We start from the raw sequence: 23,504 nt of genomic DNA on the forward strand, positions 1-23,504 counted from the left end.
TCTTGCAAAGGGCCGGGCCATTCGCTGCGAGCTGCGCCTTGCATCTGCATGCTTCAGAGCCCGCAGAGAGGCTATGGGGTTATTCAGAGGTTCCCTAGATCAATCGCGGCCATGGGCCGCTCCTGCAGAATCCAAACACGAGACCTAACAATGACGAACATCGCCGAACTGAACCCGACTCCGCTGTGGAAACACTTCGCCAAACTCTGCGAAATCCCCCGCCCGTCCAAGCACGAGGACAAGGTGGTGGCCTATATTGTCGACTTCTGCAAAGCCCGCGGCCTCGACGTGCAGCTGGACGAGATCGGCAACGTCATCATCAAGAAACCGGCCACCCCCGGCATGGAGGACCGCAAGATCCTCGCCATGCAGAGCCACGTGGACATGGTGCCGCAGAAAAACGCCGACTCCGACCACGACTTCCTCAATGACCCGATACGCCCGCAGATAGACGGCGAATGGGTCACCGCCACCGGCACCACCCTCGGCGCCGACAACGGTATCGGCGTGGCCGCGATACTCGCGCTGCTGGAGAGCACCGATATCCCCCACCCGCCCCTGGAGGCCCTGCTCACCATCGACGAGGAGGCCGGCATGACCGGCGCCAAGAACCTCAAGCCCGGCTATTTCGAGGCCGACCTGCTGCTGAACCTGGACACGGAGGACGAGGGCGAACTCTATATCGGCTGCGCCGGCGGCGTGGACGTCAACGCGGCCCTGCCCTACTCCGCCGAGGCACTGCCGGCGGGCCACCAGGCCTTCAAACTCAGCGTGCGCGGCCTGCGCGGCGGCCACTCGGGTCTGGATATCGACAAGGGCCGCGGCAACGCCAACAAGATCGCCAACCGCATTGTCGACGCGGCGCAACGCGAAATCGGCGACCTGCGCATCGCCGCCCTCGACGGCGGCAGCCTGCGCAACGCGATACCGCGCGAGTCCTTCAGCATCGTTACGGTACCGGCGGAGGCCGCGGCCGGCCTGAAGGAAATCGTCGCGCGCGAGAGCGCGCTCATAGCGCGGGAACTGGACAGCGAAGCCAAGCTGGATATCGCCCTCGAAGCCGCGGATGCGCCGGCCACTGTCATGGACAGGGAGAGCCAGCGGAAACTGATCCGCGCCATCCGCTGCTGCCCCAACGGGGTCGAGCGCATGAGCACCGCACTGGAGGGCATCGCCGACACCTCCAACAACCTGGCCCGCGTGGTGACCGAAGAGGTGGAGGGAGAGAACCAAGTGCGCATTCAGTGCCTGGTGCGCAGCCTGTCCGACAGCGCCCGCGACCAGCACGGTCTCGACGTCGCCGCCGCCTTCGAGCTGGCCGGCGCCCGCACCTCGCTGGACAACGCCTACCCCGGCTGGACCCCGAACCCCCAGTCCCCGCTGCTGGCGCTGATGAAGGAGGTGTACCGGGAGATGACCGGCGCGGAGCCGGAAGTGAAAGTCATCCACGCCGGCCTCGAATGCGGCCTGCTGGCCAAGCCCTACCCGAATTGGGATATGGTCTCCTTCGGCCCCACCATCCGCCGCGCGCATTCGCCGGAAGAGCGGGTGCACATCCAGAGCGTCGCGAATTTCTGGGAGTACTTCCTGAAGGTCGTTGCAGCCATCCCGACACAGGCTTGATCCCAAGCATCCTGCCCCGGCGCCAATCGAGCCGGGGCTGTAGATGGCCATTACCGCCTCCCTATTGAACGCACCCCCTGTAGTATTACCCGTGAGACATAGCGCTCAAATATAAAGAAAAGCACGGAAATTGAATGGGCCGCCAATACGGTAAGACGCTACGCTGGATACCCGATTATTCTAGAGAGGCCTCCCGGATGAAGTTAAAAATAGCCTTAATATTTTGTGCGGTAATATTCATCAATGGATGCGAACTTGTCGGCTCCAGTGTCAAACTGGAGCCCGCCAAAGTTAGAATCCCCGGCGTTGTGGTTGGCGGACATCAAAAGCACTGTCCGCCGGGACAGGCCAAGAAAGGCAACTGCTGAACCAATCAGCAGCATTGGGGGGGGGAAGGTCTCGACACAGAAAAACACTGCATGCGGTAACAGTCAGATTTTACTCCCCTTCACTTTCCTTACGAAAAGCTTAAGAACCCCAATGATTCTGACCGTCGACGTTGACTCAGAGGTCTTAAGAAACCGCTGAATCACTCCCTAGCGGCTCCCACGAATCCCCGCCACCTGCACTTCGGCATTCGCCCGACGCGCCGCCGCGCAGGCACGCTTTCTTTTCCAACTGCACCCTCTGCCATTGGGGCAGCTCGGCGGCGCCGACGCTACAGGAAAGAAAAAGAAATAGCAGGAAAACAAGGATACGAGTCAAAAGACCAGCTCCCGGCTGAATAAAGAGCCTACTTATTATTTGCTCGGAAGCGCGGCAGGTCCCCGAGCAGGCCGCGGCTGCCACATCAATATCTCCGTCACTTTAAATTCACCGAAGCGTAAAAAACAAGTCATCACCAGGAGGCATTGTACCCAGCGCGAATGATAAGGCAGTCAAAACAACGATCAGCGGGCACAGCCGTTTGCGGATACCCCGAGACTGCCGAAGGATTAGCGCCATTCAAATAGAATCAGGGACATCCCGATGAAGACCACAAAAAAACAGCTGGCCACGGCCATTTCTCTCGCTACCGCCATGGCGGCCAATGTGCTGGCAGCCCAGGAAAGCAGCGACGAAAAACTCGAAGAAGTCGTCGTGCTCGGTACCGGTGAGGCGTTCAACAGCAGTGCTGTGACTGAGGCGATGCGCCGGCAGCAGTCCACTATCACCAGCGTCAATGCGCTGATCGACAACCTGCCGGGCGTGTCGGTGAATGAGGGGGATACCTACGGTTTCGACGACTGGTCCACCAATATCACCGTGCGCGGCTTTACCACCAGCCTCGACGAACAGCAGATAGGCACCACCATCGACGGCATCCCCAACGGCGGCTCCGGCTACGGCGGCGGCGCAAAGGCAAACCGCTTTGTGGATCCGGCCAATATCGGCGGCGTGGCCGTATCCCAGGGCACCGCGGATATCGCCTCCCGCTCCCACGAGGCACTCGGCGGCACCATCGATTACCGGACCGACGACCCTCTGGAAACCCGGCGCACCCGCACCGAAGCATCCCTGGGTGAGTTCGACGCGCAGCGTATCTATTTTCGCTACGACACCGGTACCTTCGCCGAAAACAGCAAAGCCTGGATCTCTTACGCCAGGCAACAGGCCACCGACTGGGTTACCGAGACCGCCGAGAACGAGCGCGAACATATCGCGGCCAAACTGGTGGTGACCTATCCAACCGGCAGCATCAAGGGCTATGTGGCCTACGACGATATCCACGAAGACAACTACCAGCGCGTCTACTCCGACGCGCAGTTCCAGCAGTTTCCGGATACCGACTTCCTGAACGGCGGCTGGAGCGGTGTCCCCTACGTCGACCAGCTTTACCGCCGCGGCTGGTCCACACTGCGGGAGAACCTGCTCGCCTACGCGCAGTTCGACTTCGATATCACCGACACGCTGAATGTACAGGGCGGCTACTACCACCACAGCAACGAGGGCCGCGGCGACTGGTTGCCGCCCTACCTGAAGGATGTCACCGATGACGGCACAGGCGGTCAGACGGAATTCCTCGGCGGCACCACGGCCAGGAGGGATGGGGATTTCGACCAGTTCTATTTCGTCGACACCGACGGCAATGCTCTGACACCGTCCACGGGTTGCGAATCCGGCATAGTCACCATCTACGGCCAGGCCGCGCCGGAATACGATCCCGCCTGCTATCCCGCCGGCGCCATCCCGGTCATGTCCTACCGCCACACCCACTACGAGAAAGCGCGCAGCGGCTTTACCTTCGACTTTACCCACAACAGCGCCATCGCCGGCCTCCCCAACGAGCTGCGCGGTGGCTACTGGTACGAGAAGGCCACCCGCGACGAGCACCGCGACTGGCACAGGATCACCGACGCGACGCGCGGGCACAGCTTCGAATCCACGCCCTACTGGGTGCAGTACGACCGCAGCTACCCGCAGGAGACCCACAAGTGGTATCTGCAGGACTCGCTGACCGTCGACAGCGTGACCCTGAGCCTGGGCGCCAAGCAGTACCTGGTAGACGTGGAGCGCGAGGACCTGTTCCACCAGACTCCGGATGCCTCGGTGAACTCGGACTCGGATCTGCTCCTCTCCGCCGGCCTGGTGTGGCAGACGCCGCTGGCGGGTGCCGAGCTATTCGCCGGCTACGCCGAGAACTACAAGGCCATCGGCGACGATATTCTCGAACGGCCGGAGTCCGACCTGAACAGGATAGAACCGGAAACCTCCGAGACGCTCGAGCTGGGTCTGCGCTACGCCGGCGACGCGCTTTGGGCCACCGCCACCTATTTCCGGAACGACTTCGACAACCGCATTATTTTCCTCGGCAACGACACCGCCGCGGGGCCTGCCTACGATATCGGCACCAACGGCACCTACTTCAATGCCGGCGGTATCGAATCCGAAGGCCTGGAGCTGCTGCTCAACTACGATCTCGCCAGCGCTTTGGCGCTGACCGACAGCTTCAACCTCTACGCCTCCTACACGGCGATCAACGCCAGCTACCTGGGCACCGGCGACCGGGCCGTGGACACCGCCCTGGGCTTGGTGCCCGGCAACGATGTGATCGGCATCGCCGACCAGCTGCTGGTCGTCGGCCTGGACTGGAGCGCCGACATTTTCTACGGCGGCATCTCCACCAAGTTCACCGGTGACCGCTATGTGGACCTGGCCAACACCTGGACGGCGGAATCTTATCTGGTGGCCGACGCCTATCTGGGTGTCAACCTGTCCGGTGCCGGCAGTTTCATGAGCGGCATCAACCTGAACCTGGTGGTGAACAACCTGTTCGATGAGGAGTACCTGGGCACAGTGGTCACCGACGGCGCCTGGATAGGTGCGCCGCGCACCGCTTCCCTGTCCGCGACCATCGACTTCTGATCGACGCGGACGACAGACCGAGGCGGGTGCCTCCCACCACCCGCCGTTTTTCCGTGGAGTCTTCGTGAAAAAAATTCTTCTCACCGCAATTACATTGCCGATGCTGCTTTTCAGTGCCGCGGCCTACTGCGCGGACAACCTGGTCGTGGTCACACTGGACGGCCTGCGCTGGCAGGAGGTCTTCGCCGGCTACGACGAGGCGCTGCTGCACAACGACCGTATCACCGAACACCCACAAAGCCTGCGCGGGGACTTCGGCGGAGACACCGCCGAGGTGAGGCGCCGCAAACTGATGCCCTTCCTGTGGAGCGCCGTGCACAAACGCGGCGCCCTGCTCGGCAACCGCTGGCGGGGCTCCACCGTCAACGTGAGCAATCCCTGGTGGTTCTCCTACCCCGGCTACAACGAGATTCTGACCGGGCGCGCGGATCCGGAGATCCATTCCAACAAGGCCATTGCCAACCGCAACAGGACGTTTCTGGAGTGGCTGAATGCGCAGGCCGAATTTTCCGGCAAAGTGGCCGCCTTCGGCAGCTGGGACGTATTTCCGGCCATCATCAACCGCGAGCGCAGCGGCGTCTATGTCAATGCCGGCTTCGAGCGCGCCGACTGGGCCGGTCTTTCCGCGCGCGCCCGCTTCCTGAACGAACTGCAGGCGCAGACGCCGAGCCCCTGGGCGAATGTGCGCCTGGACGCCTTCACCTATGGATTCGCCCGGGAGTACCTGCTGCAACACAAACCGCGGTTGCTCTACATCGCTCTCGGAGAGACGGACGACTTCGCCCACGATGGGGAATACCACCAATACCTGCGCGCCGCGCACCGCGCCGACGCCTTCCTCGCGGACTTGTGGCAGACGCTGCAGTCCCTGGACAACTACCGGGACAATACCAACTTGCTCATCACCGTCGATCACGGCCGCGGCCGCGACGCAGACACTTGGCCGCACCACGCGAGCGAACAGGCAGTCAAACACCACTTCGACGACTTGACGACATTCCGCAGTGGTATCGCCGGTAGCGATGAAATCTGGATAGCGGCACTGGGGCCGGATATCCGCAACATCGGCGAAGCGTCCGCGGGCGATCCCCTCTATCAGAATCAGGTGACGGCGACCGCCCTGAGATTACTCGGGCAAAAGCCCGACGATTTCGATCGCAATATCGGCGCGGCCATAGAGGCGATTTTGAAATGACATTGAACTGGCACACACTGGTCTGCGCCCTGCTCCTGATTTTCCAGCTCCCCCCGGCCGCTGCCGCCGGCGACACGGATCCGCTGCAGCGCATCGCCTTCGGCTCCTGCTCCAACCAAAACAAACCGCAGCCGATCTGGAAGGCCATCAACGCGGAGCGGCCGCAACTTTTTATGATGCTCGGCGACAATGTCTATGGCGATACTGAGGATATGGCACTGCTGGCGGACAAGTACCGGCAACTGGACGCTATAGAGGGCTTCAAACAACTGCGTGCACAGACACCGGTCGTCGCCATCTGGGACGACCACGACTACGGTGAGAATGATGCGGGCAGGGAATACCCGCAGAAGCAGGCCTCGCGCGAGCTGATGCTGGATTTCTTCCGGGAACCGGCCGACTCCCCGCGGCGCGCGCGGCCGGACGGCATCTACACCAGCTACTTATACGGCCCCGAGGGCAAACGGGTACAGATCATCATGCCGGACCTGCGCTGGAACCGCGACCGGATTCTCAGTGTCAACCCGATCCGCTACCGGCTGTGGCGGTCGCGGAAAAATCTCGGCCCCTATCTGCCGCATACCGATCGAAGCAAAACCATGCTCGGCGAGCGCCAGTGGCAGTGGCTGGAAGCGGAGCTGCAGCGCCCGGCGGAAATCAGGATCATCGCCTCCAGTCTGCAGCTGCTGCCGGAGTTTAGCGGCTGGGAATCCTGGGCCAACTTTCCCCACGAGCGCGAGCGGCTGTTCAAACTGATCGACAAACACCGGGTCAACGGTGTGATCATTGTCAGCGGCGACACCCACTGGGGCGAACTGAGCCGGGTGGAGGATGCCGTCGCCTACCCGCTGCTGGAGCTGACCTCGTCGGGGCTCACCGAGACCTGGAAAAAGGTCAGCCCCAACCGGCACCGCGTCGGCCAGGCCTACAATGCGGCCAACTACGGGGTCATCGATATCGACTGGGACAGGGAAGATCCGCAGGTGACGATCAGCCTCAAGGACACTGCGGGCACCGTGGTACTCTCACAGGCGGTGCAACTTTCTCGGCTTTCGCCCTACCGCTGATCCGGCATGGTGATTGCCGGGTTAAACTGTCGCCCACCCGTTTTTTCTCCCCGATTGCGGACAGAGTCCCTGGCCGTACCCGCACACATTCCGCATAATTGCCGGCCGCTCAAGAACAACCGAACAAGTGGCCCGATGTATGTGGTTTAAGAATCTGCGCGTCTACCGCCTCACCAGGGAATTCACCCTCACTGCCGAAAAACTGAACGAACTGCTGGAGCTGCAGGCCTTCGTGCCCTGCGGCAGCCAGGATGCGGCCCGCTACGGCTGGGTGCCGCCGCTGGGGCGCCACGGCAGCCAGCTGGTGCACGCGGCCAACGGCTACCTGATGGTCTGCGCCAAGAAGCAGGAGAAGGTCATTCCGGCCGCGGTGGTCAACGAGAAGGTCGAGGAGCTGGCCCAGGCCATCTCCGAGAAGGAGGCGCGCCAGGTGGGGCGCAAGGAGCGGCAGAACCTGAAAGACGAGGTACTGCTGGAGATGCGCCCCAAGGCCTTCGCCAGATCGCGCCTGCAGTACGCCTATATCGCGCCTAAGGACGGCTGGGTGGTGGTGGACGCCTCCTCGGCCTCGGCCGCCGAGGAACTGCTGGAGAATCTGCGCGAAGCGATCAGCAGCCTGGCGGTGGTGCCGCTGGCGGCCAGGAATGTGCCGCAGCAGACCATGACCCAATGGCTCTCCGCACCGGAGGCGCCGGCCCGCTTCGAGTTCGGCCACGAGTGCGAGCTGCGCGATCCGAAGGACAGCGGCAGCGTGATCCGCTGCAAGAACCAGGACCTGTGCGCCGAGGAGATCCACAACCACCTGGTGGCCGGCCTGCAGGTGCACAAGCTGGGACTCCTCTGGCGCGGCGGCGTCGAGTTTATCGTCGACGACCAGCTGGCGATCAAGAAACTGAAGTTCGGCGACGAACTGATCGAGAAGGCCGACAGCGCCGATACCGAAAACGCCGCCCAGCGCTTCGACGCGGATTTCTCGGTGATGACTCTGGAGATCTCCGCGCTGCTGAAGGATCTGCTGGCCGCCTTCGGCGGCGCCAATACCGAGTCCGCCAGCGTCGAGGAAATCGTCGCCCGGGCCGGCCGCGCCGAGGCGGAGCAGGCGGCCGCCGAAGTGGAGGAAGTGGTTTTCTGATTTTGCGGCGGTTTATCGCCCGACAAAAACCTCTCCTTGCGGAAAGCAGCTGTCGATTTGCGCCGCCCCCGTTCGACCAGCTCGGGTACTGACCGACAAGGAGAATGCCATGTCCCTGCCCAAAATCGTTTCCAGAACCGAATGGCGAACCGCGCGCGAGCGGCTGCTGGTGAAGGAGAAGGCGGCCACCCGCGCGCGGGATGCGCTGGCCGCGGAGCGGCGCCGGCTGCCGATGGTCGCCGTAGAGAAGGCGTACGCCTTCGAAAGCCCCGGCGGCCGGGTGGGGCTGCCTGACTTATTCAGCGGCCGCCGCCAGCTGATCGTCTACCACCATATGCTGAAGCCCGCCGACAAAAGCCCCTGCTCCGGCTGCTGCATGTTCGTCGACAATATCGGCCATCTGGCGCACCTGCACGCCCGCGACACCTCGCTGGCACTGGTATCCCGCGCCCCGATAGCGGAAATCGAGGCATTCCGGCAGCGCATGGGCTGGAGTGTTCCCTGGTACTCCAGCCTCGACAATTTCAATCCGGACTTCGACATCCACGGCGGCTTCGGGCTGAACGTCTTTCTGCGCGACGGCGACCGGGTCTTTCACACCTACCACACCAGCGGCCGCGGCGTGGAGACTCTGGGCAGCAACTGGACCTTCCTGGACCTGACCCCACTCGGCCGACAGGAGAAATGGGAGGACTCACCAATGGGCTGGCCCCAGGACGCCCCCTACCAGTGGTGGCGCCTGCACGACGCATGCGGAGACTGACCTCGCCCGGTTGAGCCGGGGCCGGGCATTTGGGATCATCCGTCGGCAACCTCTGTCGAAACAGCGGACCGATAACATCAGACCAGACAGCCCCACCGCCATGAAGCCACTCGCCAGACTCCTGCTCGCCACCCTGCTTTTCTCCCTCGGCGCCTGTGGCGGCGGGGGCGGAGGCAATTCCTCGCCCGCCGCGACACAGAACGGCGGCGGCAGCGGCGGTGACACGGGTGGCGGGAACGACGGCGGCGACCAGCCGGGTGACGGCGGGGCCAGCGGCCACCGCATAGCCGGCAGCGTCCGCGCCGAGCGCTTCAGCGATACGGATTCCGACAGCAACGACCCGTGGGCGCCGTTCCAAACCAACAATACCCCACAAGAGGCGCAGCCGCTCGGCAACCCGGTGGTGCTGGGGGGCTTCGCCAGCGCCCGGGGCAGCGGCGAGGCGGGGCACAGATTCAAGGACACCGGCGACACAGACGACTGGTTCCGCCTGTCCCTGTCCGAGGGCCAGCGCATCCGCCTCAGCGTACACGCGCACAAGCTGCTGTCGCCGCTCGAAAACGATCTGGATCTCTACCTCTACACCGCCGGCGACGCCGACAATCCGGTTGCCTCCAGCACCGGCGCCCTCAGCGCAGAGGAGTCGATCCGGGTCCCGGCGAGCGGCGATTTCCTGCTGCGGGTGCACGCCGAGGCCGGCATCAGCGGCTACACGCTGCAGATAGACAGCAGCGACGACCGCGGCGCCCTGCTCTCCACCCCGTCGGTGGGCGACGACTTTGTCCCCGGCGAACTGATCGTGCAATGGAAAAACAAGGGCGGTGAGCTGCAGCCACAGAGCCGCGCGGGCGCCGGGCTGCCGCGCCGCCAGCGCCTGGCGGAAGCCCTCTCCAAAGCGCCGCGGCTGTCGCCGCTGTCCCGCGCCCACCCCGGTGCCAGCGCCCGCACGCTGGAGAAGCTGCACACCCTGATGGCGCTGAAGACCCTGCAGGCGGACCCCGAGGTGGCCTACGCGGAGCCCAACTACCGCTACCGCGCCCTGCGCGCCCCCAGCGATCCCCTCTACCTGCGCCAGTGGCACTACCGCAGCATTAACCTACCCGAGGCCTGGGATATCACCAGCGGCAGCGGAGACGTCGTAGTCGCGGTGCTGGACACCGGCATCTTCAGCGAACACCCGGACCTGGACGGCAAGCTGGTGGACGGTTACGACTTTATCAGCGATGCGGACAGCGCCCGCGACGGCGACGGCAGGGACCCGGATCCGGAGGACGAGGGCGACCAGGCATTCCAAAACCGCAGCTCCTGGCACGGCACCCATGTGGCCGGCACCGCCGGCGCGGCCAGCGACAACACCGAAGGTGTGGCCGGCGCCGGCTGGCAGACCCGCATCATGCCGCTGCGGGTGCTGGGGGTCTCCGGCGGCAACAGCTACGACGTGGCCCAGGCGGTGCTCTACGCCGCCGGGCTGGAAAACGCCTCAGGCGCGCTGCCGGAGCGGAGGGCGGACGTAATCAATATGAGCTTCGGCGGCCAGGGCCTGTCGCAGACACTGCAGGAGGCCCTCAACCGGGCGCGCGAACAGGGCGTTATCCTGGTGGCCGCAGCCGGCAACGACAACAGCAGCACCAGGGTCTATCCGGCGGCCATGGACGGCGTCATCGCGGTCGGCGCCACCGATTTCAACGGCGACAAGGCCCCCTACTCCAACTTTGGCGACTGGGTCGACCTGGCCGCCCCCGGCGGCGATATGACCGCCGACGCCAACGGCGACGGCTTCAGCGACGGCGTACTGAGCACCTATGTCGACGAAAGCGCGGCGAAAACCGCCGGCTACGCCAGCCTGCAGGGCACCTCCATGGCGAGCCCCCACGCCGCCGCGGTCTTCGCGCTGATGAAGGCCGTCAATCCGGCCCTGACGCCGGACGATGTAGACGCGCTACTGGCCAGCGGCCAGCTCACCCGCGACCTGGGCGAGGCGGGGCGCGACCCGGTTTACGGCCACGGCCTGCTGGACGCCTACAAGGCGGTGCAGGCCGCCACCGCGGAAATCACCCAACCGGTGATCCGGGCCACGCCGGAGGAACTGAATTTCGCCGATATCCACGATGCGCTGGAAGTGACGATCGAAAATATCGGCGCCGCCGGCGCCTCGGTGGCCGCCGCCGGGGAGGACGCCAGCTGGATCACCGGCGTCGAAGCGGTATCCGTGGACGCCAACGGCTTCGGCAGCTACCGGATCAGCGTGGATCGCAGCGGACTGCCCGACGGCATCTACAACAGCCAGGTGGTCTTTTCGATCAACGGCGCCGACGATTTCCACCTGCCGGTCAATATGCAGGTGGGCCACAGCAGCAGCGGCCATTACGCCGGGCACCTGTATATCCTGCTGCTGAAACCCCTCGGCAACGGCGACTACGAAACCCTGCAGCAGCTGGACATGTCGACGCAAGACGGCGCCTACCCATTCGAGTTCAGCGGCGTGGCGCCCGGCGACTACGCCATCGCCGCCGGCTCCGACCTGAACGGCAACGGCACCATCTGCGAGCCGGGCGAGGCCTGCGCCTTCCACCCCGCCGGCGGGGCGGAAAGCTTTACACTGGAGCGGGACCTGCCGGGGCTCAGCCTGGTCGCGAGCTATTTCGGCGATGTGCAGGCCAGCGCCGGCGGCGCGGCGGGCCGCGGCAAGCGGCCGGGGGGATTCAGAGTCCTGCGTATCCTCGACTAAGCTCAAACACGGAAACCCGTTTTATGGAGCACCGCGTATGAGGATCTGGATAGGCGCCGCACTGTTGCTGTCCCTGCTGCTGGCCGGCTGCGCCGACAATCCGGCGACCTCCGCCGCCTCCGGCGGGGCCCGCTGGGGCGAGTACAAAAGCTTCGGCTTTGTGCCGGAAAGCGGCGCCCACTCACAGGTGAAGTCGATCCTGAAGACGGAAGTGGCGCGCCAACTCAATGCCCGCGGCATGGTGCAGAGCGGCGACCCGGACCTGCTGGTGAGCCTGTCGGTACAGACGGAAAAGCGGCTGAAGGTGCGCGGAGTCTCGGGCACCACCGGCGGCGCCGCGGCCCGCTATCCGTTTTTGGTGGAGTATTACCGGCAGCTGCCACCGGGCCACGCGACGGATATCGACGAATATACCGAGGGCCGCCTGACCATCGATATACTCGATGTGCGCCAGAAAAAAATGATCTGGCGGGGCCGGACCCAAGGGCGGATTACCCAGAAGATGATGGCGAATCCGCGCGCGACCCTGGCGGCGGCCGTCGACGAGATATTCAGAAAATTCCCCGTCCCCCGCAGCCGCTGAAGCCGCCGCATTGCGGGCGGGCAGCACCGCGCAGAGAGCGCCGCCGCACTCAGATCTCCACCAGCGGGCGCCCCGGCACACTCCACTGCACGTGGTATTTCTGCGGCTCCGGGCGATCGTTGCGCGAGAAGGTGTGCGCGCCGAAGAAATCCCGCTGCCCCTGCAGCAGGTTGGCCGGCAGGGACTCGCTGCGGAAGGCGTCGTAATAGCTGAGTGCCGAAGACAGCGCCGGTACCGGGATGCCGTTCAGGGTCGCATCCGCCACCGCGCGGCGCCAGTTGCCCTGGTTGTCGGCAATCTGTTCGGCAAAGAAGTCATCCAGCAGCAGGTTGGAGAGCTTGCCGTCGCGCTCGTAGGCATCGCTGATGGACTGCAGGAACACCGCGCGGATAATACAGCCGGCGCGCCAGATGCGCGCTATCTCGGCGAAGTTCAGCTGCCAGCCCTGCTCCCGCGCCGCCAGCTTCATCAGGTCGAAACCCTGGGCGTAGACGCAGATCTTGGCGCAGTAGAGGGCGTCGTGCAGCTGCGCTATCGCCCCGGCGCGTTTCTCCGGCGCGAGCGGCTGCAGCGCCGGCCCCTGCAGCTTCTTCGCCGCGCGGGTGCGCAGCACCTTGCGCGTGGACAGGGCGCGCGCGTAGACCGCCTCGGCAATACTCGGCGCCGGGCAGCCCACCTGCAGGCTGCTGACCGCGGTCCACAGGCCGGTGCCCTTCTGTCCGGCGCGGTCCAGAATCACGTCCACGAGCGGCAGGCCCGTCTCCGAATCCACCGTGTCCAGCACCTCGGCGCTGATATTGATCAGATAGCTGTTCAGCGGCCCCCGGTTCCACTCGCGGAACACCGCCGCTATCTCCGCCGGCGACATGACCAGCGCGCTGCGCATCACATGATAGGCCTCGCAGATCATCTGCATATCGGCGTACTCGATGCCGTTGTGTACCATCTTCACATAGTGGCCCGAGCCTATCGGGCCGATATAGGCGGCGCAGGGTTCGCCCTCTTTGACCGGGTTGCCCGGCTCGAAACGCTCGATCGGCTCGCCGCTGGCCGGATCCACCTTGGCCGCGATCGCGTGCCACACGGGCTCGATGCGGCTCCAGGCGTAGGGGTCGCCACTCGGCATCAGCGAAGGCCCGAAGCGCGCACCGACTTCGCCGCCGGACACGGCGGTGGTAAAGAAAATCAGCCTGCCCTCGTAGCGCTTGCAGCGCTCCACCGAGTCGGTCCAGAGGCTGTTGCCGGTATCGACGACGATATCGTCGGCCTTCAGGCCCGCATCCAGCAGCTTGTTGCAGACATCGTCCACCGGCGCGCCAGCCGGTACCGACAGGATGATCAAGTGCGGCGCCTTCACCCTGGCCAGCAGTTCGGTGTAGGAGTTACAGGCCAGCACCCGCGGCGGCTGATCACCCCGCTCTCGTTCGTCCTGCTCCAGCAGGGCGTTGACGCGGTTCTGATCCAGGTCGTAGGCGCAGACCCTGTAGCCGTTGTCGGCCAGGTTCAGAATCAGGTTCTTGCCCATCACCCCCGCGCCGATAAAGCCTATATCGCAGAGTGAATCGTCGCGCAGTGAATCAGACATGGATAGCTCCGCCTTTTGTGGTCAGACAATTGGGGCGCGGAGTATAGCAATCCGCGCACACCGCCGGGAGAGCCAATGCCCGACCTAATTTTCTTCCCTGCTGAGTATAAACTTGTCTCTGCGCGCCGACGCGGCCAATCCCGGGTAACCCCCCCCGGGGGCGGTCGCAGGCGCCACCCCGCGGTATCGACCGGGCGCCGGCATCGGTTAAAATGCGCTCCGGCACTCCCCCCAAGTGCCGGCGCCAAAGGCCGGCTGACCAGTCACCCGCGCCGACAGAACTTCACGCCGGAGGGCCCGGCCACTACCGAACTGGCAGGAACTACAACCATGTCCTCACTGCAAGACCAGCTGCTGAAAGCCGGCCTCGTCGACAGCAAGAAAGCCAAGCAGATCAGCAAGGAAAAGCGCAAGCAGCAGAAAGTCGCCAAGAAGTCCGCACAGCCGCAGGTGGACGAAACCAGGGCGGCGGTAGAGAGGGCCCGCGCCGAGAAGGCGGCCAGGGACCGCGCCCTGAACGCCGAGCGCGAGGCGGCCGCACAGCAGAAGGCCATAGCCGCGCAGATCAGACAGATGGTCGCCAGCAACAAGCAGCCCAAGGGCAACGGCGATATCGCCTACAACTTCACCTTCGACAGGAAGATCAAGACTCTCTACGTGAGCGAGGCAGTGCGCGACCACCTGGTGGCGGGGCGGCTGGTGATCGTCGGCCTGGACGAGCAGTTCGAACTGGTGCCGCGGGTCATCGCCGACAAGATCGCCGAGCGCGACCCAAATATCGTGGTGCAGCCGGCGGCGGACAGCGCCGCGGTGGACGAGGACGATCCCTACGCGGACTACCAGATTCCCGACGACCTGATGTGGTGAGGGGCCGCCCTTGTCAGCGGAACAGCAAATCGTCGCGGCGGTGCGGCAGTGGCTCGCCGATGTGGTGGTCGGCCTGAACCTCTGCCCCTTTGCGCGCAAACCGATGCGCGCGGGGCAGATCCGCTTTGCAGTCAGCCAGGCGCGGGACGACGAATCGCTGCTGGCAGAACTGCTGCTGGAGATGCGCCTGCTGGACAGCACACCCGCCGAGGAGCTGGAAACCACGCTGCTGATCATTCCCGGGCACCTGCGGGACTTCGCCGACTACAATCAGTTTCTCGACCTGGCCGAGTGGCTGATCGAGCGCCACGGCTACACCGGTATCTACCAGCTGGCCAGCTTTCACCCCCACTACCAGTTCGCCGGCACCCAGCCGGAAGACGCGGAGAACCTGACCAACCGCGCCCCCTACCCGATACTGCACCTGCTGCGCGAGGCCAGCATCGAACAGGTTCTGGAGAAGTACCCGGATCCGGACGCGATTCCGGAGAAGAATATCCGCCGGGTAGAGGGCCTGAGCGAGGCGCAGAAACGCGCGCTCTTTCCCTACCTGTTTCGCTGATTGCCCAGCCTGCACCGATACCGGAGATAGCGGCATCGGCACTCAGGTGTTGAGTGGTATGGGCGGGCTTTCCGCGCGCAGGTGCTCGAATCCCGCCTCCCTGCCGCACTGGTAGCCCCGCTCCAGCAGTTCCGCCTCCTGCGTAAAACGGCTGACCGGGAAATCCGCCGGCGGCGCGATGACCCGGACGCGGCAGTCCTCTGGGGGCGACTGGATAAAGTCCAGCGCGCGGTTGTAGCGCGCCGCCCTGTCGAGCACCGCCTCGAACAGGCGCGCGTGCTCGTGGAAAAACTGCTTCATCAGCTTCGGCGCCGGGCTCTCGCGTTTTCTATAGCCGAGCGGGCGCGACAGTATCACCGTGATCTCCCGCGCGCCCTGCTCATAGGCGCGGATCACCGGAATCGAGTCCGCCAGTCCGCCGTCGGTCATCGGCTCGCCGTCGACACGCGGGAATTCGCGATAGAAGAGCGGAATGGCGCAGGAGGCCGGGAAGACTTCGTGCATATTTTCCGCCGTGACCTTCAGGTAGCAGGCCTGCCCGGTCTGGATACTGGTGGTCACCGCATAGAGGGGCACCCCCCTGCCGAGATAGCGCTGAATATTCAGCGGCACCTCGTCGTAGGAGGCGTGCCACAGCCAGCCCACATCGCAGAAGTGCCCGCCTTTCAGGTAGCGCCGCCAGTCGATGAAATCGGCGCGCCGCGCGTGGTCCAGCAGTATCCTGCGGCTGCGGCCGTGATCCCCGGCCAGGTAGCCGATCAGATTGGTCGAGCCGGCGGATACGCCGATCGCGAAATCAAACGGCGCGTAGTCCGATTCGATAAATGCGTCCAGCACGCCCGCGGCGAAAATGCCGCGCATCGCGCCGCCCTCTACGACCAGGGCAGATCTTTTGCCCGTTGCGGAAACTTCCATCTCCATCGCCAGAAACCGCTGTTGCAACACTTCGCTGCCATTGTAAAGTCAGGCCCGCGAGATTATCCGACCAGAATAACTGTCTATTTCGCCCAGCGTCGCCCGGGCGGTATGATTGCCCCGGCGATCCACATTGCCGAGCCGCTATTGAGTGCAAACCGCCTACCAGCAGGATCACGACAGCCATGCAGAAGATCGAGTTTCGAGCCCCCTGGAGCCGCCAGCTGAAATGGATTACGGCGCTGTCGACACTGGTTCTGGTCGGCATTCCGCTGCTGCTGATCGGCAAGGCACCGGAGCTCCACTCGCACCTCTATACCCTGTCCATTCTCCTGCCGCCCGCCATCCTCCTTTTGAGCGCCTTCTTTGCGATACGCGGCTACAGAATCGAGAAGGGAACGCTGTTGATTCTCCGCCCCGGCTGGAAGACCCGAATCCCGCTGCGAAACCTGAGCGAGGCCAGAGTCGATCCCGAGGCCATGCGGGCTTCGGTCCGCCTGTTCGGCAACGGCGGCCTGTTCGGTTTTACCGGCCTGCTCCGCAACCAGCGCCTGGGCCGCTACCGCGCCTTCGCCACCGATATGACGAAAGCGGTGGTGCTGAAGTTCCCGGAGCGCACCCTGGTGGTCACCCCCGACAGACCGCAGCAGTTCATCGAGTCCCTGGGCCGGAACTGAGCCGCCGCGGCAGGTGCGCGCGCCCGGCCTACACTTTTGGGGAACCCCCGAACAGGCCAACCGCCGCTATGTTGACCGATCGACAGGGCAACCCCCTTCCCGGCGCCACCGCCACGGCCGCAGACCGCTTTTGCGAATCGCTGGAAGCCTTCAACCTGTACCGCGGCGATCCCTTCTCGCCGCTGGAAGAGGCGATACAGCAGGCGCCGCAGTTTGCGCACGCCTATATCCTCAAGGCCTATATCCTCGCCGTCGCCACCGAACCCGCCGCCGCACTGGAGGCGCAGAGATGCGTGCTGCGGGCCAGATCGCTGCCGCTGGATGCGCGCGCGCAGTCCCATATCGCCGCGCTCACGGCACTGCTGGCCGGCAACTGGCACCGGGCCGCGCTGGCGCTCGACTATCACAACGCGCAGTATCCTCACGACCTGATCGGGATTCAGTGCGGACACCTGGTGGATTTCTACCGCGCCGGCACCCGCGACCTGCGCGATCGCATTGCGCGGATCCTGCCCCACTGGTCCGCGGAGATTCCCGCCTACTCGATGCTGCTGGGCATGTACGCCTTCGGCCTGGAGGAGTGCGCCGACTACGGGCGCGCGGAGGACTACGGGCGCAGCGCGCTGGAACTGGAACCCTTCGACTGCTGGGCCCACCACGCGGTGGCCCATGTAATGGAGATGCAGGGCCGCGCCGAAGAGGGGGTGGCGTGGATGGAAAGCCGCGAGCCCTTCTGGGCCGGCGCGGACAACTTCTTTCGCGTGCACAACTGGTGGCACAGGGCCCTGTACCACCTGGACCTGGAACAGTGGTCGCAGGCGCTGGCGATTTACGACGACTTCGTGCGCGGCCCGCGCAGCGCCATGGCCCTGGATCTGGTGGACGCCTCGGCGCTGCTTTGGCGGCTCGCCCTCGGCAATCTAGAACTGGGCGAGCGCTGGCAGGATCTGGCCCGCGCCTGGGAGGAGCACGCCGACGGCCGCCACTACCCGTTCAACGACTGGCACGCGGCCATGGCCTTTCTCGGCGCCGGGCGCGATGCGGAGGTGGAGCGTATCGTCAACAGCATCCGCGCCGCCCGCGGCAACGACAGCGACGTGGCCCGCTGGGCCTGGCGCACGGGCCTGCCGCTGATCGAGGGCTTCAGCGCCTTCTGGCGCGGCGACTACCGCAGGGCGGTGGAACACCTGCACGGCGCGCGCCATATCCCCAGGGGGTTCGGTGGCAGCCATGCGCAACGGGATATCATCGACTGGACGCTGAGCGAGGCGGCGCTGCGCGCCGGAATGAAGGACCTGGCGGAGGCACTGGCCAACGAGCGCCTGGCACTGAAACCCGACAGCGCGGCAAACCGCCATCTGCTGCAGCGGGCGGTCGGCACCGCCGCAACGCGAATAGCGCCCTCAGGGAATGGGGGCCGCCTCAACCCTTGATACAGACCCGCGGCTCCAGCCGCGCCACCTTGCGCGCGAGCCCCGCCCTCTCGGCCGCATCCACCACCGCGCGCACATCCTTGTAGGCCCCGGGCGCCTCCTCGGCCACGCCGCGCATCGACGGGCTGCGGATCACGATGCCGCGGTCCGCCAGCTGGTCTATCAGCGAGCGGCCCTGCCACAGCTTGGTGGCCCTGTGGCGGCTCATCGCGCGGCCGGCGCCGTGACAGGCAGAGTTGAACGACAGCTCCGTACCCTCTTCCGTACCGGCGAGGATATGGGACTCGGTGCCCATGGAACCGCCGATCAGCACCGGCTGGCCCACCGCGCGCAGTGTCTCGGGAATCTCCGGGTGACCGGGGCCGAAGGCGCGGGTGGCGCCCTTGCGGTGCACGTAGAGTTTGCGCTTTCGCCCCTCCACCAGGTGAGTCTCCACCTTGCAGGTGTTGTGGGACACGTCAAAAATCAGCGTCAGATCCGCCTTCGGCAGCACCTCCGCGAACACCTGCCGCGTCAGGTGGGTGATGATCTGGCGGTTGGCGAGCGCGCAGTTGATACCGGCGCGCATGGCGCCGAGATAGGCCTGGCCCAGCTCGGAGTGGATCGGCGCACAGGCCAGCTCCCGGTCCGGCAATTCTATGCCGTGCTTGCTGGCCGACAGCACCATGTACTTAAGGAACTCGGTGCCTATCTGGTGGCCGAGACCGCGGGAGCCGCAGTGGATAAAGATCACCACGTCGTTCTCGTTCAGGCCGAAGGCGGTGGCGATGCGCCGGTCGTAGATTTCCGCTACCCGCTGCACTTCCAGATAGTGATTGCCGGAACCGAGGGTGCCCATCTCGTCGCACTGGCGCTTGCGCGCCCGGGCGGACACCTCTCCCGGGTCCGCGCCGGCCATGCAGCCCATTTCCTCGATATGCTGCAGGTCTTCCGGCACACCGTAGCCCTGCTCCACCGCCCAGCGCGCGCCGCCCTTCAGCATCGCGGTCATGCCCTTGTCGTTCAGGTGGATGCGCCCGGTGCTGCCGACGCCGACCGGCACCTGCCTGAAGAGCACATCCGCCAGCCGCTTCTTGAGCGGCTCTATGTCGTCGACGGTGAGCCCGGTGCGCAGCGCGCGCACGCCGCAGGAGATATCGAAGCCGACGCCGCCGGCGGAAACCACGCCGCCCTCGTCCGGGTCGAAGGCCGCCACGCCGCCGATCGGGAAACCGTAGCCCCAGTGGGCGTCGGGCATCGCGTAGGCCGCCTGCACTATGCCCGGCAGGCTCGCCACATTGCACAGCTGCTCGAACACCTTGTCGTCCATCTGCCCGATCAGTGCCTCGTCGGCGTAGATAATGCCGGGCACGCGCATCTTGCCGGTGGGGTCTATACGCCAGCTGAATTCGGATTCGCGTTCCAGGGGATATTTGCCGCTCATTGTTCTCCACTCACACATCGATGATGCACTGCGCCAGCCAGTCGCAGTCGCCACTCTTCTGCCGCTCCAGCTTCAGCGCCGTGTAGGTGGCGCCCTTTACTTCCACCGCGGGGCTGTGCCGCTCTCTGTCCACCGCTTCGCCCCAGGCCCGGCCGCGCAGACCGCCGTCCGCCAGGGTGACCTCAAAACTGGAAAACAGCATCCTGCGCGTGGCCATCTCGTAGATCAGCGCGTTCAGCCAGTCCACCAGCAGCAGCTCCGGGTCCGCGGCTTCGCAGTGGATATCGATACACTGCCGCGGCGCCACCCGCGCCGGGTCGGTAATGGTCGCGGTCAGTGCCAGCGCCGCCTGCTCGAACGCCTGCGCCACCGTTTCTCCATAGCCGCGCAGGCCCATATCCGCCTCGTGGCTGAAGTGCTGCCAGTGGGCACTCAAGCCGGCGCCCCCGCGGAAAGAAAATACGACGCTGAAAGACAATCCATTGCTCTGGCACCGACGCGGTCCACCCTGGGCTCGCGACAGCTTTTTCGGGGTTGATCTTTGAAATCTAGCCGATGCACCAACGCGGGCAAATTCTTCCCGCAACGTATTCGGCCCCCGCCCGGGCTTGGCAATATTCCCGCGACTGCGCATACTGCATTGCGTCAAAAAAATATGGGCAAATTCATGAAGATAGCCGCCGCCTTCCTGTCCCTGGCGCTGTTGGGCCTGTCGGCCAACGGCCACGCCGCCTGCGTGATACTGCTGCACGGCCTGGGAAAGTCCGACGCCTCCATGGCCAAACTGGAGAAGGCCATCTCCGCCGCCGGATTCACCACCGTCAATGTGGACTATCCCTCCACCGACTTCCCCATCGAGACACTCGCCGGCAGCGCCATAGCGCCCGCCCTGGACCAGTGCCAGGGGCACGGCGACATCAACTTCGTCACCCACTCCATGGGCGGCATCCTGGTGCGGCAATACCTGAGCCGGGTGCCGATTGAAAACCTAAAGCGTGTGGTGATGCTCGGGCCGCCCAACAAAGGTAGCGAAGTGGTGGACAAGCTGGGGGATTTTCCCGGATTCCACTTTGTGTTTGGCGATGCGGGCCTGCAGCTGGGCACCGGTGCACTCAGCGTCCCGAACCGGCTCGGCGGCGCGAATTTCGACGTGGGCATCATCGCCGGCACCCGCAGTATCAACCTGATCCTGTCGCAGATGATCCCCGGCGCCGACGACGGCAAGGTATCCGTGGAAAGCACCAAACTGGAGGGCATGAACGACCATATCGAGCTGCCCGTCACCCATGTCTTCATGATGAAAAATGACAAGGTCATCCGCCAGGTGATTCACTATCTGCAACACGGCGCCTTCAAGCCGACGCCGCAGGTTTCCGCCGCCAACTAGCGGGCTGTTAAAAACAGGCCCTATCCCGCGCACCGAATAACGAAGAAGGCAGTGACAGATGCTCCTTTGGCAGTGGCTGAGCTTCGCGGAACTCACCCCCGCACAGCTCTATGAAATTCTCAGAGTCCGGCAGGCAGTCTTCACGGTGGAGCAAAACTGCCCCTATCAGGATGCGGACGGCAAAGACCAGCGCGCTTGGCACCTGGCCGCCTGGCGGGCTGACGCCAGCCAGCCGGAACTGCAGGCCTATCTGCGCGTGGTGTTTCCCGGCGAGAAATACGCGGAGCCGTCTATCGGCCGCGTGCTGACGGCGGCATCGGCCCGCGGCAGCGGACTCGGCAGGGAGTTGATGCGGCGCGCTATAGCGCACACCGCGCGCGAGTATCCGAGCGCTCCGATCAGGATATCCGCGCAGCAATATCTGGCACGCTTCTACCGGGAGTTCGGTTTCCAGCAGGTCTCCGAGCCCTACGACGAAGATGGAATTCCCCATATCGAGATGTTGCTCGAGGCGGCGGCGATAAAATAAGGTATAGACTCCACACCCCTATCGGCAGTCAGAGCGCGAGCCAGCGCCCCGGCCAGTCATAATAAAAGGGAGCCGCTACAGCAGGCTCCAAAAGCAGGTGAATCATGGATGGATGAATCATGGATGGATGAATCATGGACACCTGAATCATGGACACCCATGAATAGGTGAATCATTAGGTGAATCATGGACACCCATGAATTGAATCATGGACACCCATGCGCGACCATGAATCATCATTGAATCATGGATGAATCATGGATGAATCATGGACACCCAGGATGAATCATGGAGATGAATCATGGACACCCATGGACCTAATCAGGGACCTAATCAGGACACGGACCTAATCAGGACACCCACCGGACCTAATCAGGACGACCTAATCAGCAGGATGAATCATGGACACCCATGAATTGAAGGATGACCTAATCAGAGGACCTAATCAGAAAGGACCTAATCAGAAGGACCTAATCAGGACACCCACTAAAAGACCTAAGACCTAATCAGGACACCCACTAAATAAGAAGGGCTCTTTCGCGCCAGAGTGTTGCATTGCGAATTACTTCGCCCAAAATACTGGTCATTTATACACATGGATGAATGAACAGATATGACACTCCCGCGCAAGTCGCTTATTTCTCTGGAGACAACCCCTTACTACCACTGCGTCTCCCGCTGCGTGCGTCGCGCCTTTCTGTGCGGACGGGACGAACGTACCGGACAGTGCTTTGAACACCGGCGCCAGTGGATCGAGGATCGGCTGCTGGAACTGGCTCAGGTATTCGCGCTGGATATCTGCGCCTACGCAGTGATGAGCAACCATTACCATGTGGTACTGCATGTCAATAAGGCACAAGCAACCGGCTGGGATTTGCGCGAGGTGGTGGAGCGCTGGCACCGGCTCTGCAAGGGCAGCCTGCTCTCCCAGCGCTTTGCCCGCAACGAGGTCCTGAACAAGGTTGAGCTGGCACGGCTTGAGGAGGTGGCGGAGGCGTGGCGGGAGCGGCTGATGGATATCAGCTGGTTCATGCGCATGCTGAACGAATCCATCGCCCGCGAGGCCAATCGGGAGGACGGCTGTTCCGGCCGCTTTTGGGAGGGACGCTTCAAGTCCCAGGCACTGCTCGATGAAAGGGCTCTGGCCGCCTGCCTGGCCTATGTGGATCTAAATCCGATCCGCGCGAAAATAGCGGACACACCGGAAGCATCGGACCACACCTCTATCCAGCGGCGCATCTCTGCGGCTAAAGGCGGCAAGCAGCCGGACCAACTCTTCCCTTTCGCCGGCAATCCTAGGAAACCCATGCCGGCGGGGCTGCCTTTCCGGTTGCAAGACTATCTGGAACTGGTGGACTGGAGCGGGCGCTGCCTGCGTGAGGACAAGCGCGGAGCCATCGAAAACACCCTGCCACCGATTCTCGACCGACTGCAGATAGACCCTCGGCACTGGCTCTACCTGAACCGCAACTTCCAAAGCCGCTTCAAGTCTCTGGTAGGCTCCGCTCACTCTGTGCGCAGTGCCTGTGAGCGGCTCGGCAAACGCTGGGTGCAGGGTATTCGTGAGTGCGAGCGGTATCTCTCACCGCCAGCTTCTCCCTGAACTTTTATTTTTTCTGCAGAGTCCATCGCCGGCTTGTGGCGAAATATCTCTCTTTACGCCAAATACCACGTTTGGCGCGTGATACCA

At 64.0% G+C, this 23,504-nt stretch carries 19 protein-coding genes; 15 read left to right on the forward strand and 4 right to left on the reverse strand.

Translation table 11 applies throughout. From position 1 onward, the window contains the following. Positions 1-150 precede the first annotated feature (150 nt). From ACXAF3_RS05670 to ACXAF3_RS05705, 8 genes are all read left to right on the forward strand, one after another. Entirely contained in the window at positions 151-1,623 is a 1,473-nt protein-coding gene (locus ACXAF3_RS05670) for an aminoacyl-histidine dipeptidase (protein ID WP_475111319.1), read from the forward strand. Positions 1,624-2,592: 969 nt separating this feature from the next. Beyond that, positions 2,593-4,968, forward strand: a complete 2,376-nt coding sequence (locus ACXAF3_RS05675) for a TonB-dependent receptor domain-containing protein (RefSeq protein ID WP_475111320.1) — start codon at positions 2,593-2,595, stop codon at positions 4,966-4,968. A gap of 64 nt (positions 4,969-5,032) precedes the next feature. After that, a complete protein-coding gene (locus ACXAF3_RS05680; protein ID WP_475111321.1) occupies positions 5,033-6,163 on the forward strand; it encodes an alkaline phosphatase family protein in 1,131 nt (376 codons plus the stop codon). After that, positions 6,160-7,230 (forward strand): alkaline phosphatase D family protein, encoded by a 1,071-nt coding sequence (locus ACXAF3_RS05685; RefSeq protein ID WP_475111322.1) that lies wholly within the window; start codon positions 6,160-6,162, stop codon positions 7,228-7,230. Before ACXAF3_RS05680 ends, ACXAF3_RS05685 begins: the two co-directional genes overlap by 4 nt. A gap of 139 nt (positions 7,231-7,369) precedes the next feature. Then, on the forward strand, positions 7,370-8,362 hold the full coding sequence (rdgC, locus tag ACXAF3_RS05690; protein ID WP_475111323.1) for a recombination-associated protein RdgC: 993 nt from the start codon (positions 7,370-7,372) through the stop codon (positions 8,360-8,362). A gap of 109 nt (positions 8,363-8,471) precedes the next feature. Next, a complete protein-coding gene (locus ACXAF3_RS05695) occupies positions 8,472-9,125 on the forward strand; it encodes a DUF899 domain-containing protein (protein WP_475111324.1) in 654 nt (217 codons plus the stop codon). Between the two features lie 100 nt (positions 9,126-9,225). After that, the gene (locus tag ACXAF3_RS05700) at positions 9,226-11,853 is read left to right on the forward strand and encodes a S8 family peptidase (protein WP_475111325.1); all 2,628 of its coding nucleotides are present in this window, start codon (positions 9,226-9,228) and stop codon (positions 11,851-11,853) included. Between the two features lie 37 nt (positions 11,854-11,890). Further along, entirely contained in the window at positions 11,891-12,436 is a 546-nt protein-coding gene (locus ACXAF3_RS05705) for a DUF4136 domain-containing protein (RefSeq protein WP_475111326.1), read from the forward strand. Between the two features lie 49 nt (positions 12,437-12,485). Here the strand turns inward: ACXAF3_RS05705 and gndA are convergent, their stop codons facing one another. Further along, entirely contained in the window at positions 12,486-14,021 is a 1,536-nt protein-coding gene (gene gndA / locus ACXAF3_RS05710) for an NADP-dependent phosphogluconate dehydrogenase (RefSeq protein ID WP_475111327.1), read from the reverse strand. Positions 14,022-14,351: 330 nt separating this feature from the next. On the opposite strand from gndA, the gene ACXAF3_RS05715 reads away from it, so the two are divergent. Both ACXAF3_RS05715 and ACXAF3_RS05720 read left to right on the forward strand, forming a co-directional pair. Continuing rightward, on the forward strand, positions 14,352-14,888 hold the full coding sequence (locus ACXAF3_RS05715; protein ID WP_475111328.1) for a DUF2058 domain-containing protein: 537 nt from the start codon (positions 14,352-14,354) through the stop codon (positions 14,886-14,888). Between the two features lie 10 nt (positions 14,889-14,898). Then, positions 14,899-15,450: a DUF1415 domain-containing protein gene (locus tag ACXAF3_RS05720; protein WP_475111329.1), complete on the forward strand. Its 552-nt coding sequence runs from the start codon at positions 14,899-14,901 to the stop codon at positions 15,448-15,450. A gap of 42 nt (positions 15,451-15,492) precedes the next feature. Here the strand turns inward: ACXAF3_RS05720 and ACXAF3_RS05725 are convergent, their stop codons facing one another. After that, complete coding sequence (locus ACXAF3_RS05725) at positions 15,493-16,365, reverse strand: patatin-like phospholipase family protein (RefSeq protein WP_475111330.1); 873 nt, start codon at positions 16,363-16,365, stop codon at positions 15,493-15,495. A 185-nt stretch (positions 16,366-16,550) separates the two neighbouring features. Here ACXAF3_RS05725 and ACXAF3_RS05730 point away from each other — a divergent pair, with 185 nt between their 5' ends. Then, on the forward strand, positions 16,551-17,042 hold the full coding sequence (locus ACXAF3_RS05730) for a PH domain-containing protein (protein WP_475111331.1): 492 nt from the start codon (positions 16,551-16,553) through the stop codon (positions 17,040-17,042). 68 nt (positions 17,043-17,110) lie between these two features. Then, on the forward strand, positions 17,111-18,475 hold the full coding sequence (locus ACXAF3_RS05735; RefSeq protein WP_475111332.1) for a tetratricopeptide repeat protein: 1,365 nt from the start codon (positions 17,111-17,113) through the stop codon (positions 18,473-18,475). On the opposite strand, the gene ACXAF3_RS05740 is transcribed toward ACXAF3_RS05735, so the two are convergent. Continuing rightward, positions 18,465-19,898, reverse strand: a complete 1,434-nt coding sequence (locus ACXAF3_RS05740) for an RtcB family protein (RefSeq protein ID WP_475111333.1) — start codon at positions 19,896-19,898, stop codon at positions 18,465-18,467. The genes ACXAF3_RS05735 and ACXAF3_RS05740 overlap by 11 nt on opposite strands. A 10-nt stretch (positions 19,899-19,908) precedes the next feature. Continuing rightward, positions 19,909-20,376 carry an archease gene (locus tag ACXAF3_RS05745; protein WP_475111334.1) on the reverse strand — a complete coding sequence of 156 codons (468 nt, stop codon included), beginning with the start codon at positions 20,374-20,376 and terminating at the stop codon, positions 19,909-19,911. Between the two features lie 189 nt (positions 20,377-20,565). On the opposite strand from ACXAF3_RS05745, the gene ACXAF3_RS05750 reads away from it, so the two are divergent. From ACXAF3_RS05750 to ACXAF3_RS05760, 3 genes are all read left to right on the forward strand, one after another. Further along, positions 20,566-21,285, forward strand: a complete 720-nt coding sequence (locus ACXAF3_RS05750) for an esterase/lipase family protein (protein WP_475111335.1) — start codon at positions 20,566-20,568, stop codon at positions 21,283-21,285. 58 nt (positions 21,286-21,343) lie between these two features. Then, the gene (locus ACXAF3_RS05755; protein ID WP_475111336.1) at positions 21,344-21,814 is read left to right on the forward strand and encodes a GNAT family N-acetyltransferase; all 471 of its coding nucleotides are present in this window, start codon (positions 21,344-21,346) and stop codon (positions 21,812-21,814) included. Positions 21,815-22,427: 613 nt separating this feature from the next. Beyond that, on the forward strand, positions 22,428-23,417 hold the full coding sequence (locus ACXAF3_RS05760; RefSeq protein WP_475111337.1) for a transposase: 990 nt from the start codon (positions 22,428-22,430) through the stop codon (positions 23,415-23,417). Positions 23,418-23,504: the final 87 nt, after the last annotated feature.

The sequence above is a fragment of the Microbulbifer sp. ABF4_143 genome (assembly GCF_056160225.1).